This window comes from Pseudomonas sp. W2Jun17, assembly GCF_023127795.1.
Taxonomy (GTDB): domain Bacteria; phylum Pseudomonadota; class Gammaproteobacteria; order Pseudomonadales; family Pseudomonadaceae; genus Aquipseudomonas; species Aquipseudomonas synxantha_A.
The window spans coordinates 697,323-712,666 of record NZ_SPKO01000007.1; the positions used below are offsets into that span (position 1 = coordinate 697,323).

Consider the following 15,344-nt stretch of genomic DNA (forward strand, 5'->3'; position numbering starts at 1 on the left):
CCCCTCGCTAGATTGTGCCCACCCCAAAGAGGGACGACTTGCCACTCCCCGGCAAGCGCAAAAAAATCGAGATCGCCTCCAGGCAACCACCCGCCCACACACGACCGGGCGTTGCCCTGGCGTGCCTCAATCTGCCAGCTTGTAATGGAACAATTTGAAATGAAGACCTCTGTATCCCTACTGAGCAGTGCCCTGCTGCTCGCTATAACGTCATCCGCTTTCGCCGCCAGCAGCGTCGACCTGACTGTCAAAGGGTTGATCACGCCCAGCGCCTGCACACCCAACCTGCCGGGTGACGTCGATCTTGGAAAAATCGCCGCAAAAGATCTGAATCAAGACAGCTATACGCCGCTTGAGAAAAAGACCCTGCAACTGAGCGTCAATTGCGACGCGGCGACGCTGTTTGCAATCCATCCCGTCGACAATCGAGCCGGTTCCGCCGCGTCCGGCTTCGCCTTTGGCCTGGGCTTGATCAACGAAACCCAGAAGCTCGGCCTGTATCAGTTGACGTTCAGCAACCCCGTCACTGAAACACCATCCACCCTGATTGCAATGTACAACTCCGAGGGCCGATGGACAGACCTCCTTACGGATGAGGTCATTGCCCCCAACGATCTGGTGGCGCTGGGCAGCCGCGGTGAGAACGGTTGGGCCCCCCACCCGATCAAAGACGCGCTCATGGACATGACGCTGCACACCTTGATTGCACCTGCAAGAAACCTGACCTTGACTAGCGAAGTGGCAATCGACGGCTCCGCGACCTTTGAAGTGAAGTACCTGTAAATGGACGTTTCCCAGATGAAGCCCCGCCTGCCCCTGTTGAGCGGCGCGCTGTTGCTCACCATGACGTCATCCGCTTTCGCTGCCAGCTCCGTGGACCTGACCGTCAAGGGCTTGATCACACCGAGTGCCTGCACCCCGAACCTGCCAGGGGCTGTGGACTATGGAAAAGTCGCAGCAAAAGATCTGAACCTCGACAGCCATACCTGGCTTGAGGACCAGACATTACAACTGAGCGTGAATTGCGAGGCGGCGACGCTGTTTGCCATCAAGCCCATCGACAACCGAGCCGGCTCCTCAACGTTTGGCGCCTACGGCCTGGGTGTAGCCAACGGCACAGAAAAGCTCGGCGGGTACCAACTGATGTTCAGTAACCCCGTCGCCGAAACACCTTCGACCTTGCTCTACCAGTACGAACAGCGCCCCTGGGCGCCGCTCTATCCGGAGGACCCGCTGCAAGACGATATGTTGGTGGCCCTGGGCAGCCGTGCCGATTCCGGCTGGGCCCCGCACCCCGTGCAGAACGCGCTCATGGACATCACCGTGCACACCGCCATTGCACCCGCCAACGGCTTGAGCCTGGCCAACGAAGTGGCGCTGGACGGCTCCGCAACTTTTGAAGTTCTGTACCTGTAACCCATCAGCTTCGTACTAAGGAAGGTTCAAACGATGACTTACTTAAGAGCCACGCCCCTGGCCGTCCTATTGTTGACCATCTCGCCTCTCACACTGGCCGCCAGCAGCCTGGACCTCACCGTCAAAGGCATCATCACGCCAAGCGCCTGCGCGCCAGAGGTCTCCGGCGGTGGCAATGTCGACTTCGGCAAGGTGTCGGTCAAGGATCTCAATAGCGATACCTACACCGACCTGCCCCGAGAAACCATGCTCTTGAGCGTGCATTGCGAAGGGCCGACGTTTTTTACCCTGAACACCATCGACAACCGCGCCGGCACCACCGCCAGCCACTTCAGCTGGCACGGCCTGGGCATGACCCCCAACGATGAAAAAGTCGGTGATGCCGGGCTTGGCCTCTACCAGCCGGTGGCCGACGACGTGCCGGTACGCACCATCGTCTCAAGGGATGGCGGCGCAACCTGGATGCCCTCCGTGATGCTCAGCCACACCGTGCTGACAGCGGTCGCCAACAACGACGGCGTGGTACCGATTGCGATCCAGAAGCTGGAGGCCGAGATCCGCCTGATCACTCACATCGCGCCCGCCAGCAACCTGACACTGACCGACGATGTGCCTATCGACGGTCACGCCACCGTGCAAGTCAATTACCTCTAAGGATAAGGAGACCCGATGAATATTCGATTGACCACGCTGGCCGCCAGCGTACTTCTGCTCAACTCAGCCACTGCCTTCGCTGCCTCCAGCGTCGACCTGACCGTCAAGGGGCTGATCGTGCCCAGCGCCTGTATACCCAGCCTGTCCGGTGGAGGTGTGATCGACCATGGCAAGATTTCCGCTAAAGATCTGAAACCTGACAACCCGACAGTCATTGGCAACCATACCCTGATCCTGGCCGTCAATTGCGATGCGCCGATCCAATTCGCCCTGCACTCGATCGATAACCGTGCATCCTCAGGTATCTCTTCGAGTTACGGCCTGGGCTTTATCAATGACACCCAGAAGCTGGGGGGATACAGCCTCACGCTTGCCAATCCACTGGCCGAGGATGGTGTAGTGGTGCAACCCATTGCATCGTCCGACCAAGGTAATACCTGGTTCAAAGAAAAGTTCTGGGATCCGGGCCTGTACATGTCGATCGCCGCAATGGATGACGACAGCCAGCCGCTACCTGTCAAAGACCTGCTGGTCGATCTGCAAGTGCAGACCTTCATCATGAGCACTGCCGGCATGGACCTCAGCAATGAGGTGACCATCGACGGCTCCGCCACCCTTGAAGTGAAGTACCTGTAACCCATGGCCGCCCACCCCTCGAACGCCGGCAGGCATGGGCTGCGCCTGGCGTTGCGCGTGCTCACGGCATGGGGGCGAAACGTGGCCATCGTGCTTGGCCTGGCCGCGATGACCGATACCCACGCAGCCTCGACCGTCGACCTCACGGTGACCGGCCGGGTGACACCGGATGCCTGCCACATCGAGCTGATGAATGACGGCATCATCGAGCATGACAAGATCCCCGCACATAGCCTCAACGTAGACGAGTTCACCGTGCTGCCCAGCCAGCTACTCGAACTGCATGTGCTCTGCGCCAGGCCCATGCTGTTTGCCTTGGTAGGCATCGACAATCGCGCCGACTCCTCGCTGGCCCCCGACTTTTTCTACGGACTGGGCAGAAACATCCACGCCCCCGAGGAGCGTCTCGGCTCAGTAGCGTTGTCCTATCGCAACGTAGTGGGCGATGCGCAGCCCATGCAGGTATTGGCCTCCACCAACAACGGGGAAACCTGGTCACCGGACCCCAACGCCTATCCAAGATCCTATATGGCCTTTGCACTGCTGGGCGACCGTCAACCGGACTTCATCAGCCAACTGACCGCGGAGCTTCAGGTGGTCACCGCCATCAATTTTTCGCAGTACCTGACGCTGGACCAGGAAGTCCCCCTCGACGGCTCCATCGTCCTGGATTTGCGCTACCTCTGACCGATACCTTTTGGCCTAATGGAAAACCCGTCATGACGACGACATTCTCAAACACCGCTGTCGGCCTTATCGCCCTGCTGCTGATACTCGGCAATCAAGTCAAAGCCGACGGGATGGTACCGGACACCTCCGTGGTGATCGTGTTCGAAGCCGAAGGCGAAGCGGCAGTGTCGGTGACCAACACCGACAGCCAACTCGCGCTGCTGCATGTGACCTTGCAGGATATTCCGGAAGACACCGAGCCGCTGCTGGTGGTGACACCGCCGCTGTCGCGGGTCGAGGCGTCCAAATCCCAGTTGGTGCGCTTCATCCTGCAAAACCGGAAGCCGTTGCTCACCCAACGGCTTAAACGCGCAGTGTTCGAAGGCATGCCCCAAGGCCGTGCCGCGACCGCCGCCGGGCATGCCCGCGTGGGCGTGACCGTGCGCCAGAACTTGCCGGTGATCGTGCATCCCAGAGGCCTTGCCCCCAACCGCACGCCTTGGACCGACCTGACCTGGACCTTGCGCGACGGCCAGTTGCAAGTACGTAACGACACGCCCTATGTAGTGCGCCTGGCGCAGGAACTGCTGCTGTTGCCCGGCAACGGCAGGGCGATGCTGCCGCGCACTTACGTGCTGCCCGGCGAAGCCTTGAGCGTGCCGGCCAGCGGCGGGCAGGCCAACACGGTCAGGTTGCAGCCGGCCACTGTGTACGGCTTTGCGGTGAAAGCCTACGACGCACCGATCACCCTCTGACTGAAAACCGCAGGCGTCGCACCCCTGACCGCCGCCTGAATAACGAAGTGACGGCTCATTGACCGTCACCAGAACGCCTGGGCACACGGGGCCCGCGCGTTCACTACTCGAGTACCTTGCGTGAAAACAGTATTGAGTTACCGTGACGGCGAAGCCGTGCCCGACATCCCTGCCAACTCGACCTTGCCGCTGGTGTTGCTGCTGTGCGCGCTGATGCCCGCCAAGGCATGGGCCGAAAACTCCAGCGCCTCCAGCTTCGACGCCCAGACCTTGCATCAACGCGGCATTGATCCACAGCTGGCCAGCCTGCTGCTGGCAGCACCGCGCTTCGCCACCGGGCAACACACGGTCAATCTGCGGGTCAATGGTCAGCGACGCGGCCGGCTGGATGTGACCTTCGATCAGCAAGGCAACCCGTGCTTCGACCGCGCATTGCTGGACGCCGCCAACCTGGTGATCCCGAGCGAAACGGCAGGTTGTCAGGATTTTCTTGCGCAATATCCGCAAACCCTGGTTGAACCGGACCCGGCGACGCTGACGGTGTCACTGGTGGTACCCACCGAGGCGCTGCGCCCCATACAGCAGGATATCTCGGGGTACGAAACCGGCGGGTTTGCCGGGCTGCTCAACTACGACCTCAGTGGTTTCTACAACCGCTTCGGCGATGACGCCAGCCGCTTTGGCTCGGCCAACACCGAGGTGGGGTTCAATGCCGGCGATTGGATCGTGCGCAGTCGCCAAGTACAGACCTGGCAGGATGGCCTGTCACGCAGCACCCACTTGCAAGCCTATGCCCAGCGCACCTTCGCCAGCCACCAGGCGGTGCTGCAGGCTGGGCAAATCAACCTGTATAACCCGGTACTGTCCGGCGCGCAGATTACCGGGGTGCAGGTGCTTACCGAGCAAGCCCTTCAAGAACAGGGCCAGGGTGCGCTGATCCAGGGCATTGCCAACAGCCCTGCCCAGGTGGAGGTACGACAGAACGGTGCGTTGATTCACTCCACCGTCGTGCCCGCAGGCCCCTTTACCCTGCCCGATGTACGTCGCTTGAATACGCGCTCGGACGTCGAGGTCACGATCAAGGAAAGCGCCGGGGGTGAGCGGCGCTTCACCGTACCGGCGGCCATGCTCGGCCTTGGGTTGCCAGCACCGGGTTACTCCGTGGCCGCGGGCCGGGTGCGGAATGTGGGCGACGCCAAAGGCGAGGATCCGTGGGTGGTCAGTGGCGGCTGGACCGGTGCGCTGCACCCGCAGTTGACCTTGGGCACCGGTGTACTGGCAGCCAGCGAATACCGCTCGGTGGGCGCCAGCCTGGGCTGGTTGCCGTGGGTGGACAGCCAGATCCAACTGTCCACACAGCTGTCCAACACCCAGGCGTGGGAAAAGGTTTCGGGCGTACAGACCGACCTTTCCTGGTCCCAGCGCCTAGGCGAGCAGTGGTCGATCAGCGCCGCCAATTCCTGGCGCAGCATCGGCTATCGCGAACTTGAAGAAAGCACGTATGAGCGTGATGACAGCAACCGCGACGCCCGTTATCGCGACCAACAAAGCCTCAACCTGGGCTGGTCGCATCCGCTGCTGGGTGCGTTCAGCGCCGGGGTTGCGCGCTCGGCCAACTTCGCTGGCGACAGCAGCAGCCGTGCGCTGGCCTCTTGGGGCACGAGCATCGGCGCTGTGTCACTGTCGGCCAGTGCCGAGTGGCAAATGGGCGGTAGCCAGCAACAGGACAACGCGGTGTACCTCAATATCAGCGTGCCGTTGGGCGAAAGTCGCCGGCTACGTAGCTGGGTGCGCAATTCCGGCGGTGAGAACCGCACCGGCCTGGGCCTCACCGAACAGATCGACGACCAACTCAGCTATCGCGTCAGCGCCGAACACGACAGCAGCGACCATCAAGTGGAAACCACGCTGGGCGTCTCGGTACTGCCGCGTTACAGCCAGCTCGATTTCAGCTACAGCCGCGCTGATGCCGAACGCTCCAGTTATCAAGGCGGCGCTCGCGGCGGTGTGGTGATACATGGCGACGGCGTGACTTTTTCACCCTACCCGGTGCGCGACACCTTTGCCCTGGTGTCGGTCGGCGATATGAGTGGCATCAAGCTCAGTACCCCCAGCGGCGCGGTGTGGACCGACTGGCAAGGCCAGGCCGTGGTGCCGCAAGTCGCCGCCTACGGGCGCAGCCCAGTGGAAGTGCAGACACGTTCACTGCCGCGCAATGCCGACATCAACAATGGCCTGGCGATGATCTCGGCCGGACGCGGCGCCGTTGACCGAGTCGAATTTGGCATCAGCTTGACCCGTCGCATATTGCTCACCGTCAGCACCGACCAGGGTACACCTCTGCCTGCCGGAGCCTCAGTCAGCAGCGCCAGCGGCGAGTTCGTCACCTTGGTGCAGGACGCCAGCCAGGTGTTTCTACCCAACGTGCTGGACCAATCGACGCTGTGGATAACCACACCCGATGGCGGTCGATGCGAATTGCGTTACTCCCTGCCGGAAAAAGCCGACCCCACGGTGTACTTCGAAACTGCTCCCGCGCGTTGCCACGCGCCTTGAGGATCCCCGTCATGCCCTTCGCAACATGTATGCGCCAACTGTGCCTGTGGTTATTGATCGGCGGGGCCGGCACCGCCCACGCCTTGGAAGAATGCCAACTGAATGTCAGCGAATCCCTGATCGATTTCGGCTTGATGAGCCGCCTGGCACAAAGCGACAGTGCGCTGGAGCGCTTGCTTGGCGAGCGGCGCCTGAGCGTGACCATCAACTGTCCGCAAGCGCAAGATTTAAGCCTGTTCTATCGCGCACTGGCCGCTAGCCCGCAGCGCCTGCAATTTACCCCGCATGGCAGCTATGCCATCGAAGCCGGCAACGCCGTGCTCGATGGTCGCGCCGTAGAGTTGGGGCTGCTACCTGCTGCGGGCCAGGCGCCCGTGGCCAATGGCGCGGTGCTGGAATGGCGTTCCGGCCATGGCATCGCGCCGGTCGCACACGGTGCGGTGCTCAGGGGCAACACCCTGTCGTTGCAACTGACGCTGCGCGCCTGGGCCGACCCCGCTGCCACTCAAGTGCGCGACAACACCACCTGGGAAGTTTCCGGGATGTTGTACAGCGCACAAAACGGACGCTACCGGGAACTGACCGTGCGCGCGCACTTTGCGCCCATCGCCTGCCTGCCGACATTATCCGATCAGGGCGTAGTGGACTACGGCACCCTGTACGCCAAAGACCTAAACGCCACCACTGAAACACCGCTGCCCATTCGCACACTGCGCCTGAGTGTGACCTGCGATGCGCCGATCCGCTTTGCTCTGCGCATGAAAGACAACCGCGACGGTTCGGCCACGGGCGGTACCGATGAAACCGCTTATGGATTGGACCTGGATGCCAGTCGCAACAAAATCGGGCGATTTTACCTGACTATCGACCCGGCCGAATTCAGCGCCGACACCTTGCCCGCGCTGTACCGCACCGACTCCACCAGCAACGGCGTGGCGTGGAGCAGTTCCACCGCGCGGCAAATCCCCATGGCCGCCAACAGCCTGCTGGGGTTTACCGACACGACGGGCGTCACCACCGGCCCGGTGGCCATCCAGACCCTGACCGGCACGATGCGTCTCAAGTCTTACCTTGCCCCCATGCAAAGCCTGGATCTTCGCGAGGTGGTGCATATCAATGGTTCCGGCACTATCGAAATCGTCTACCCCTGACCCGTCACTGTGAGGAACTCGTCCCGTGAAAACCCGCCTATTTACCAGTCTGTTGCTGTTGACCAGCACGCCCTCTGTGCTAGCCGCTTCGGCGGTGGACCTGAGTGTCAAAGGCTTGATCACTCCCTCCGCCTGCTTGCCGCAGTTCCCCGGCGGCGCCCTGATTGACTACGGCAAGATTGCCCAACAGGACTTGAACCTGGCGACCGCCACGCGCCTGCCCGTCAAGACCCTGACCGTCGGCATCGCCTGCACGGGCACGGTTCGCTTTGCCCTGCGCATGCGCGACAACCGCGACGGCTCGGCCATGGTCGACAGCGAGATTTACTACGGCCTGGGGTTCGATATCAGCGGCAATCGCCTGGGGGTCTACTCCATGACCTTCGACCCACGACAGACCCAGGCCGGCAACATTGCGCAGATCTACGGCACCGAGTCCACTACCGGGGGACTGGCGTGGCGCACGTCCAACCTCAACCCCATCGACATCGGCTCCAGGAGCTACCTGGGCTTTACCGATGTGGAGGGCAGTGTCAGCGGGCCCGCGGCCATCGGTTTAATGCTGAGCACCGTCACCGTGCAGACGGTGATCAATGCTCGACAAAACCTGGACCTGAGCGTGGAAACCCCGCTCGATGGTTCGGCCACTCTGGAAGTGGTTTACCTCTAGAGCTTCTCGCTGGTGACCTGTACGTAGCGCGCACGACCGGCGCCCAGACCCGCGACAATCGCGCCCAGGCCGATCACCGCGAAGATCCAGCCGATAGCCGCCCAGCCGCCAGTCCAGTCATGCACCAGGCCAACCGCAAACGGGCCCATTGACGCCAGGGTGTAACCGATACCCTGGGCCATGCTCGACAGGTTGGCGGCGACGTGAGCGTCACGCGAGCGCAGCACGATCAAAGTCAGCGCCAGGCTGAAGGTGCCGCCCTGCCCCAGACCGAGCAGAATCGCCCAGCCCCATAAACCGTCCAGCGGCGCATACAGGCAACCGAACAGACCGCCGAGGGTCAGCAACATCACCACCACAATCGCCAGGCGCTGGTCCTTGCCACGGGTGGCCAACCACGGTGCGGCCAGGGAACTGAGCAGTTGCACGATGATGGAGCCTGAGAGCGCCAACCCGGCTTCGGTAGCACTCAGGCCACGTCCGATCAGGATTAACGGCAACCAGCCAAACACAATGTAGGCCAGGGACGATTGCAGGCCCATGTACAAAGTCACCTGCCAGGCGAGCGGGTCACGCAGCAAGCCTCTGACCCGGTAAGCCACCTGATGGGCACCGTGCTTTTGCCCCACTTGTGGCAACCAGAACAAGGCCGCCAGCAACGCCGGAATAACCCAGAACCCCAGACCGATGGCCCAGCTGTCTGCGAAATATTGGCTCAGGGGCACCGTGGCTCCCGCAGCCAACGCAGCCCCTAGACACAACGCCATGGTGTAGACGCCGGTCATGGCGCCCGCCTGCCTGGCAAAATCGCGCTTGACGATGCCCGGCAGCAACACGCCAATGATGCCGATACTCGCACCGGCAATCAGGCTGCCGGCGAACAGCCCCACTTCACCGAACGAACTGCGCAGGATAATCCCCGCGGCCAGGGTCAGCAGAATGCCCAGCACCACGCGCTCGGCGCCAAAACGTCTGGCCAGGATCGGCGCAGTGGGCGCGAACAGGCCCAGGCACAAGACCGGCAAAGTGGTCAGCAACCCGGCCTTCGCCGCAGATAACCCAAGGCTGCTGGAGACTTCAGCCAGCAGTGGCGACATGCTCGACAGCGCCGGCCGCAGGTTCAACGCCACCAGTACCAGGCCCAGCAGCAGGAGCCACGGGCGAACCACCCGCGGATGGGCCTGCTGAACGGCCTCGTCATCGGCTTCGGCGTCGATCAACAGTTCTTCGAGTTCAGTCGTACGTTTGGCTTCAAGGTTCATTGATCAACTGCCGGCAGAGGGATTTGGCACGTTCGGGGTCTTGATTTTCTACCGCGTCGAGCAAGGCGATATGCAGGTCGAGTACAGCCTGGCGACACGGTGAGATGTTCAGGGCCTGACGTAACAGGGCGCCGACGAGGCTATTCGCAGTTGCCTGCAAAGGCAACGCACCAGAGTGCATGGGTAGCAAAAGAAGCAGCAGAGTGGCTATGCCAAGGTATTTGCGCGGTTTCACTCATATCGTCAACACGAAGCCAGAGGCGCTCAAGGCTTGCTAGCCGAAAAACAATAAACCCGGCACCAGGCCGGGTTTATGTGTTCAACCATTGATCAATGCAGTATCTGGCTCAAGAACAACTTGGTCCGGTCATTCTGCGGGTTGTCGAAGAAGTCATTCGGCGCCGCCTGCTCCACAATCTCGCCCTTGTCCATGAAGATCACGCGGTTGGCCACGGTGCGCGCAAAGCCCATTTCGTGAGTCACGCACAACATGGTCATGCCGTCTTCGGCCAGGCCAATCATGGTGTCCAGAACCTCTTTCACCATTTCCGGGTCGAGTGCCGAGGTCGGCTCGTCGAACAGCATGATTTTCGGTTTCATGCACAAGGCACGGGCGATGGCCACACGCTGTTGCTGGCCGCCGGACAGTTGCCCCGGAAACTTGTGGGCCTGCTCTGGAATGCGTACACGTTCAAGGTAGTGCATGGCAATTTCCTCGGCCTTGCGCTTGGGCATCTTGCGCACCCACATCGGCGCCAGCGTGCAGTTTTGCAGGATGGTCAGGTGTGGGAACAGATTGAAGTGCTGGAACACCATGCCCACTTCACGGCGGATCGCTTCGATCTGCTTGAGGTCGTTGGTCAACTCCACGCCATCGACCACGATGCGGCCTTGCTGGTGCTCTTCCAGGCGGTTGAGGCAGCGAATGGTGGTGGACTTGCCCGAGCCCGACGGCCCGCACAGCACAATACGCTCGCCCTGCTTGACGTTGAGATTGATGTCTTTCAACACGTGGAACTGGCCGTACCACTTGTTGACGCCCTGCATCTGAATAATGCCTTCAGGGCTCACCGGCTGTTTGATTGCTTGGCTCATTAAAACAACTCCTAACGCTTGTGGCCGGTGTCGAGCTTGCGTTCCAGATGCATGGAATAGCGCGACATACCAAAACAGAAAATCCAGAAAACCAGGGCGGCAAACACGTAGCCTTCAGTGGCCATGCCCAGCCATTTGGGGTCGGCGGCGGCTTGCTTGACGCTGTTGAGCAGGTCGAACAGGCCAATGATGATCACAAGGCTGGTGTCCTTGAACAGTGCGATGAACGTATTGACGATGCCCGGTATCACCATCTTCAAGGCTTGCGGCAAGATCACCAGGCCCATGCTGCGCCAGTAACCCAGGCCCATCGCCGCAGCCGCTTCGTATTGCCCCTTGGGGATCGCCTGCAAGCCACCGCGCACCACTTCAGCCACATAGGCCGACTGAAACAGAATCACGCCGATCAGGGCACGCAACAGCTTGTCGAAGTTCATGCCCTCGGGCAGAAACAACGGCAACATTACCGATGACATGAACAGCACCGTGATCAACGGCACGCCGCGCCAGAACTCGATGAAGGTCACGCAAACCACCCGGATCGCCGGCATGTTCGAGCGCCGCCCCAACGCCAGCACAATGCCCAACGGCAAGGCGCCGGCGATACCCACCGTGGCAATCACCAGGGTCAGCATCAAGCCGCCCCATTGGCTGGTCGCCACATTGCTCAGGCCGAACACGCCGCCATGCAGCAAGCAGTAGGCGATAATCGGGTACAGCAGCAAAAAGCCCAGGCCGTAGATCGCCTTGCGTGGAAAACGCGAGATGAACAACGGCGCCACGCCAACGATGGCCAGCCATACCGTCATGTCCACGCGCCAGCGCAGGTCCACGGGGTAATAGCCATACATGAACTGTCCGAAGCGCTGCTGGATGAACACCCAGCAGGCGCCCTCTTTGGTGCAATCGGCGCGCGTGGTGCCGACCCAGTTGGCGTCCAGAATCGCCCAATGCAGGATCGGCGGCACCACCAGGTACACCAGGTAGATCGCCAGCAAAGTCAGCAGCGTGTTAAGCCAGCTTGAGAACAGATTGGCGCGCATCCAGGCCACCGGCCCGAAGACTTTGTCCGGGGGTGGCATATCAGGTTTGAACGTATGCGTAGTCATGGGCGTTTCCTCACCGCTCGATCAGCGCAATGCGCTTGTTGTACCAGTTCATCAGCAGGGAAATGCTGATGCTGATCGCCAGGTACACGCTCATGGTGATGGCAATGACTTCGATGGCCTGGCCGGTCTGATTGAGCACCGTGCCGGCAAACAGCGAAACCATTTCCGGATAACCGATACCAGCGGCCAACGAGGAGTTTTTCGCCAGGTTCAGGTATTGGCTGGTCAACGGGGGAATGATCACGCGCAAGGCTTGCGGGATGATGACCTTGCGTAGCGTAGGCCCCGGGCGCAGGCCCAGCGAGCGTGCCGCTTCAGTCTGGCCATGGCTGACGGACTTGATGCCCGAACGCACGATCTCCGCAATGAAGGCCGCCGTGTACACGGTCAGGGCCAGGGTCAACGCCAGCAGTTCCGGAATCAGTACCCAGCCGCCGACGAAGTTGAAGCCGGCAAGCCTGGGCATTTCCCAATGCAGCGGTGCGCCGAAGGTCAACCCGCACAACGTCGGGATCACAATCAATAGCGCCAGGCCCGTCCAGAATTTATGGAACGGTACGCCTGTCGCTTCAAAGCGCTTGTTGGCCCAGCGGGTCATCAGCACGATAGCCACGATAGCGACCACCACGCTGGCGACAAACGGCCAGAACCCATCGGCCACCAGCGCCGCCGGCATGTTCAGGCCACGGCTGCTGACGAAGAACATGTCACCAAAGTTATGGCTGTTGCGCGGCCCCGGCATGGTCAGGAACACCGCGAAATACCAGAACAGAATCTGCAGCAGCGGCGGAATGTTGCGGAAAACTTCCACATAGACCGTCGCCAGCTTGTTGATCATCCAGTTGGGCGACAGGCGCGCCACGCCGATGATGAAACCGAGCAGGGTTGCCAGCACCACACCAATGACGGTCACCAGCAAGGTATTGAGCAAGCCGATCACAAACACCCGGGCGTAGCTGTCCGATTCGGTGTAGTCGATCAAATGCTGCGCGATGCCAAAGCCGGCACTGCGCTCAAGAAAGTCGAAACCGGAGGTGATGCCCCGGTGTTGCAGGTTGGTCTGGGTGTTGTGAAACAGGTACCAGCCCAGCGAGACCACCGCCACAATGGTGATGATCTGGAAGAGCCACGCGCGCACTTTGGGATCGCTGAAGCTGAGCTTCTGCTTGGGTGCGCCGATGAGATTTTGCATGGAATGCCCCGCAAGGAATGGAACAGAACATCACCCGGCGGTTGGCCCACCGGGTGATAGAACCATCAGCGATCAGCGCACAGGAGGTGCGTACTGGATACCGCCGTTGTTCCACAGCGCGTTCAGGCCACGGTCGATTTCCAGCGGGGTGCTCTTGCCCAGGTTGCGCTCGAACATTTCGCCGTAGTTACCCACTTGCTTGACGATCTGTACGACCCAATCCTTCTTCACTTTCAGGTCCTTGCCGTATTCACCATCCGCTCCCAGCAGACGGGCGACGTCGGGGTTCTTGGTGGACTTGGCCTCAGCTTCAACGTTCTTCGACGTCACACCGGCCTCTTCGGCGTTGAGCATGGCGTAGCCCACCCAGCGCACGATGGCCAGCCACTCGTCGTCACCGTTACGCACGACCGGGCCCAGAGGTTCCTTGGAAATGGTTTCCGGCAGCACCACATAGTCTTTCGGCGCCGCCAGCTTGCTGCGCTGGGCGAACAGTTGCGACTTGTCGGAAGTCAGCACGTCGCAACGCCCGGACTCCAGCGACTTGGCGCTTTCATCAGACGTGTCGAAGGTGATCGGGGTGTACTTGAGGTTGTTGGCGCGGAAGTAGTCGGAAACGTTCAGCTCAGTGGTAGTACCCGCCTGGATGCAGATGGTTGCACCGTCCAGTTCCTTGGCACTTTTCACGCCGAGCTTGTTGTTGACCAGAAAGCCGATGCCGTCGTAGTAGGTGATGAAGCCCGGGAATTTCAGGCCCATGCCCGCATCGCGGGAACTGGTCATGGTGGTGTTGCGCGACAGGATGTCGACTTCGCCCGATTGCAGCGCGGTGAAACGCTCCTTGGCGTTCAACTGGCTGAACTTGACCTTGGTGGCGTCACCAAAAACCGCAGCGGCCACGGCACGGCAGTAGTCAGCGTCAATCCCGAGGATCTTGCCGCTGGCATCCGGCACCGAGAAACCCGGCAAGCCGTCACTTACGCCGCATTGCACAAAGCCTTTTTTCTGCACGGCATCCAGGGTGGCACCCGCCTGGGCTAAACCACTGACACCCAGTACAGCCGCCGCTGTGACGATGGCCAGGGTGGACTTCAATACCTTCATTACATACCTCCAGTTGCTCTTGTTGTGTCCAAGCTCCAACCTCAGCGCACCCTTATGAGGCGATATCGACCCGTGTTGGCTTTTTTTGGGGTCAAGCAGCATGAGGTTTTTGCGGTAATTCCAGTTGCTTTCCCACCGGCGGCAGTCACTGATAGTGTTACCGCCCTGGGAGAGTTCTGACATCCACCTACACATAGCAAGGCGCGTACCAGAGTGCTGGCCGAGTCGCTGCCCGTCCTGTTCAGTGGTAAAAGATTCAACCTTGCGACATTCTCTTAACAGATCAACCTGTCGCGCACCGTCCCGACGCCCCCAATCCAAGCGTGCGCACATATATGGAGCAGACATGACCGACCCCTTGATTCTTCAGCCCGCCAAGCCCGCAGACGCCTGCGTTATCTGGTTGCATGGCCTGGGTGCCGATCGCTACGACTTCCTGCCGGTGGCCGAGGCGCTGCAGGAAAGCTTGCTGACCACCCGCTTCGTTTTGCCCCAGGCGCCGATGCGCCCGGTGACCATCAACGGCGGTTATGAGATGCCGAGCTGGTACGACATCAAGGCCATGAGCCCGGCGCGTTCGATCAGCCTGGAAGAACTGGAAACCTCGGCCAACATGGTCACGGATTTGATCGAGGCACAAAAGAGAACCGGAATAGACGCTTCGCGAATTTTTCTCGCGGGTTTCTCCCAGGGTGGTGCGGTGGTTTTCCACACGGCGTTCAAACACTGGGAAGGTCCATTGGGTGGCGTAATTGCCCTCTCCACGTATGCACCGACCTTTGACGATGAGCTGGAGTTGTCTGCCAGCCAGCAACGCATTCCCGCCCTCTGCCTGCACGGCCAGTACGATGAAGTGGTGCAGAACGCCATGGGTCGTAGCGCCTACGAGCATTTAAAGAGCCGTGGTGTCACCGTGACATGGCAGGAATACCCAATGGGCCACGAAGTGTTACCCGAAGAGATACGCGATATCGGCACCTGGCTGGCTGAGCGCCTGCGCTGAAACCCGCGTTTATGTAGCCGTATGACAGACGCACTACGCCGCGCCCGATTCTTGCATTACACTGGCCGGCGT

At 60.8% G+C, this 15,344-nt stretch carries 15 protein-coding genes and 1 pseudogene; 10 read left to right on the plus strand and 6 right to left on the minus strand.

Going from position 1 to position 15,344, the window contains the following annotated elements; genetic code table 11:
* Positions 1 to 159: 159 nt before the first annotated feature.
* From E4O98_RS06490 to E4O98_RS06530, 9 genes are all read left to right on the plus strand, one after another.
* Positions 160 to 783: a DUF1120 domain-containing protein gene (locus E4O98_RS06490; protein WP_148853496.1), complete on the plus strand. Its 624-nt coding sequence runs from the start codon at positions 160 to 162 to the stop codon at positions 781 to 783.
* A gap of 15 nt (positions 784 to 798) precedes the next feature.
* A complete protein-coding gene (locus E4O98_RS06495; protein ID WP_103733363.1) occupies positions 799 to 1,416 on the plus strand; it encodes a DUF1120 domain-containing protein in 618 nt (205 codons plus the stop codon).
* Positions 1,417 to 1,449: 33 nt separating this feature from the next.
* Positions 1,450 to 2,070: a DUF1120 domain-containing protein gene (locus E4O98_RS06500; RefSeq protein ID WP_032877657.1), complete on the plus strand. Its 621-nt coding sequence runs from the start codon at positions 1,450 to 1,452 to the stop codon at positions 2,068 to 2,070.
* Between the two features lie 15 nt (positions 2,071 to 2,085).
* Positions 2,086 to 2,706 (plus strand): DUF1120 domain-containing protein, encoded by a 621-nt coding sequence (locus E4O98_RS06505; protein WP_032877658.1) that lies wholly within the window; start codon positions 2,086 to 2,088, stop codon positions 2,704 to 2,706.
* Positions 2,707 to 2,709: 3 nt separating this feature from the next.
* Positions 2,710 to 3,393, plus strand: coding sequence for a DUF1120 domain-containing protein (locus E4O98_RS06510; protein ID WP_223017612.1), 684 nt, complete (start codon positions 2,710 to 2,712; stop codon positions 3,391 to 3,393).
* A 32-nt stretch (positions 3,394 to 3,425) separates the two neighbouring features.
* Positions 3,426 to 4,130, plus strand: coding sequence for a fimbria/pilus chaperone family protein (locus E4O98_RS06515; RefSeq protein WP_032877660.1), 705 nt, complete (start codon positions 3,426 to 3,428; stop codon positions 4,128 to 4,130).
* 120 nt (positions 4,131 to 4,250) lie between these two features.
* Positions 4,251 to 6,686: a fimbria/pilus outer membrane usher protein gene (locus E4O98_RS06520; RefSeq protein ID WP_248134449.1), complete on the plus strand. Its 2,436-nt coding sequence runs from the start codon at positions 4,251 to 4,253 to the stop codon at positions 6,684 to 6,686.
* Between the two features lie 11 nt (positions 6,687 to 6,697).
* Complete coding sequence (locus tag E4O98_RS06525; RefSeq protein WP_177327400.1) at positions 6,698 to 7,837, plus strand: DUF1120 domain-containing protein; 1,140 nt, start codon at positions 6,698 to 6,700, stop codon at positions 7,835 to 7,837.
* A 25-nt stretch (positions 7,838 to 7,862) separates the two neighbouring features.
* Positions 7,863 to 8,507, plus strand: a complete 645-nt coding sequence (locus E4O98_RS06530) for a DUF1120 domain-containing protein (RefSeq protein WP_248134451.1) — start codon at positions 7,863 to 7,865, stop codon at positions 8,505 to 8,507.
* Here E4O98_RS06530 and E4O98_RS06535 read toward each other — a convergent pair.
* The 6 genes and pseudogenes from E4O98_RS06535 to E4O98_RS06560 form a co-directional block, all read right to left on the minus strand.
* The gene (locus E4O98_RS06535) at positions 8,504 to 9,769 is read right to left on the minus strand and encodes a CynX/NimT family MFS transporter (protein WP_248134453.1); all 1,266 of its coding nucleotides are present in this window, start codon (positions 9,767 to 9,769) and stop codon (positions 8,504 to 8,506) included. The two genes, E4O98_RS06530 and E4O98_RS06535, sit on opposite strands and share 4 nt — an antisense overlap.
* Positions 9,759 to 9,914: pseudogene (locus E4O98_RS06540) on the minus strand (GntR family transcriptional regulator); the annotation flags it as partial. The pseudogene E4O98_RS06540 and the gene E4O98_RS06535, both read right to left, overlap by 11 nt.
* Before the next feature lie 185 nt (positions 9,915 to 10,099).
* On the minus strand, positions 10,100 to 10,864 hold the full coding sequence (locus tag E4O98_RS06545) for an amino acid ABC transporter ATP-binding protein (protein WP_005785051.1): 765 nt from the start codon (positions 10,862 to 10,864) through the stop codon (positions 10,100 to 10,102).
* Positions 10,865 to 10,875: 11 nt separating this feature from the next.
* On the minus strand, positions 10,876 to 11,973 hold the full coding sequence (locus tag E4O98_RS06550) for an amino acid ABC transporter permease (protein WP_228309369.1): 1,098 nt from the start codon (positions 11,971 to 11,973) through the stop codon (positions 10,876 to 10,878).
* 10 nt (positions 11,974 to 11,983) lie between these two features.
* Positions 11,984 to 13,165: an amino acid ABC transporter permease gene (locus E4O98_RS06555; RefSeq protein ID WP_248134455.1), complete on the minus strand. Its 1,182-nt coding sequence runs from the start codon at positions 13,163 to 13,165 to the stop codon at positions 11,984 to 11,986.
* A 72-nt stretch (positions 13,166 to 13,237) separates the two neighbouring features.
* A complete protein-coding gene (locus E4O98_RS06560) occupies positions 13,238 to 14,269 on the minus strand; it encodes an amino acid ABC transporter substrate-binding protein (RefSeq protein ID WP_032877669.1) in 1,032 nt (343 codons plus the stop codon).
* Between the two features lie 346 nt (positions 14,270 to 14,615).
* On the opposite strand from E4O98_RS06560, the gene E4O98_RS06565 reads away from it, so the two are divergent.
* Entirely contained in the window at positions 14,616 to 15,272 is a 657-nt protein-coding gene (locus E4O98_RS06565) for an alpha/beta hydrolase (protein WP_032877671.1), read from the plus strand.
* The last annotated feature ends 72 nt before the right edge of the window (positions 15,273 to 15,344 follow it).

Coding starts and splice junctions, on each gene's coding strand:
- E4O98_RS06490 (WP_148853496.1), top strand. CDS start 160: ATGAAGACCTCTGTATCCCTACTGAGCAGTGCCCTGCTGCTCGCTATA.
- E4O98_RS06495 (WP_103733363.1), top strand. CDS start 799: ATGAAGCCCCGCCTGCCCCTGTTGAGCGGCGCGCTGTTGCTCACCATG.
- E4O98_RS06500 (WP_032877657.1), top strand. CDS start 1,450: ATGACTTACTTAAGAGCCACGCCCCTGGCCGTCCTATTGTTGACCATC.
- E4O98_RS06505 (WP_032877658.1), top strand. CDS start 2,086: ATGAATATTCGATTGACCACGCTGGCCGCCAGCGTACTTCTGCTCAAC.
- E4O98_RS06510 (WP_223017612.1), top strand. CDS start 2,710: ATGGCCGCCCACCCCTCGAACGCCGGCAGGCATGGGCTGCGCCTGGCG.
- E4O98_RS06515 (WP_032877660.1), top strand. CDS start 3,426: ATGACGACGACATTCTCAAACACCGCTGTCGGCCTTATCGCCCTGCTG.
- E4O98_RS06525 (WP_177327400.1), top strand. CDS start 6,698: ATGCCCTTCGCAACATGTATGCGCCAACTGTGCCTGTGGTTATTGATC.
- E4O98_RS06535 (WP_248134453.1), bottom strand. CDS start 9,769: ATGAACCTTGAAGCCAAACGTACGACTGAACTCGAAGAACTGTTGATC.
- E4O98_RS06545 (WP_005785051.1), bottom strand. CDS start 10,864: ATGAGCCAAGCAATCAAACAGCCGGTGAGCCCTGAAGGCATTATTCAG.
- E4O98_RS06550 (WP_228309369.1), bottom strand. CDS start 11,973: ATGACTACGCATACGTTCAAACCTGATATGCCACCCCCGGACAAAGTC.
- E4O98_RS06555 (WP_248134455.1), bottom strand. CDS start 13,165: ATGCAAAATCTCATCGGCGCACCCAAGCAGAAGCTCAGCTTCAGCGAT.
- E4O98_RS06560 (WP_032877669.1), bottom strand. CDS start 14,269: ATGAAGGTATTGAAGTCCACCCTGGCCATCGTCACAGCGGCGGCTGTA.
- E4O98_RS06565 (WP_032877671.1), top strand. CDS start 14,616: ATGACCGACCCCTTGATTCTTCAGCCCGCCAAGCCCGCAGACGCCTGC.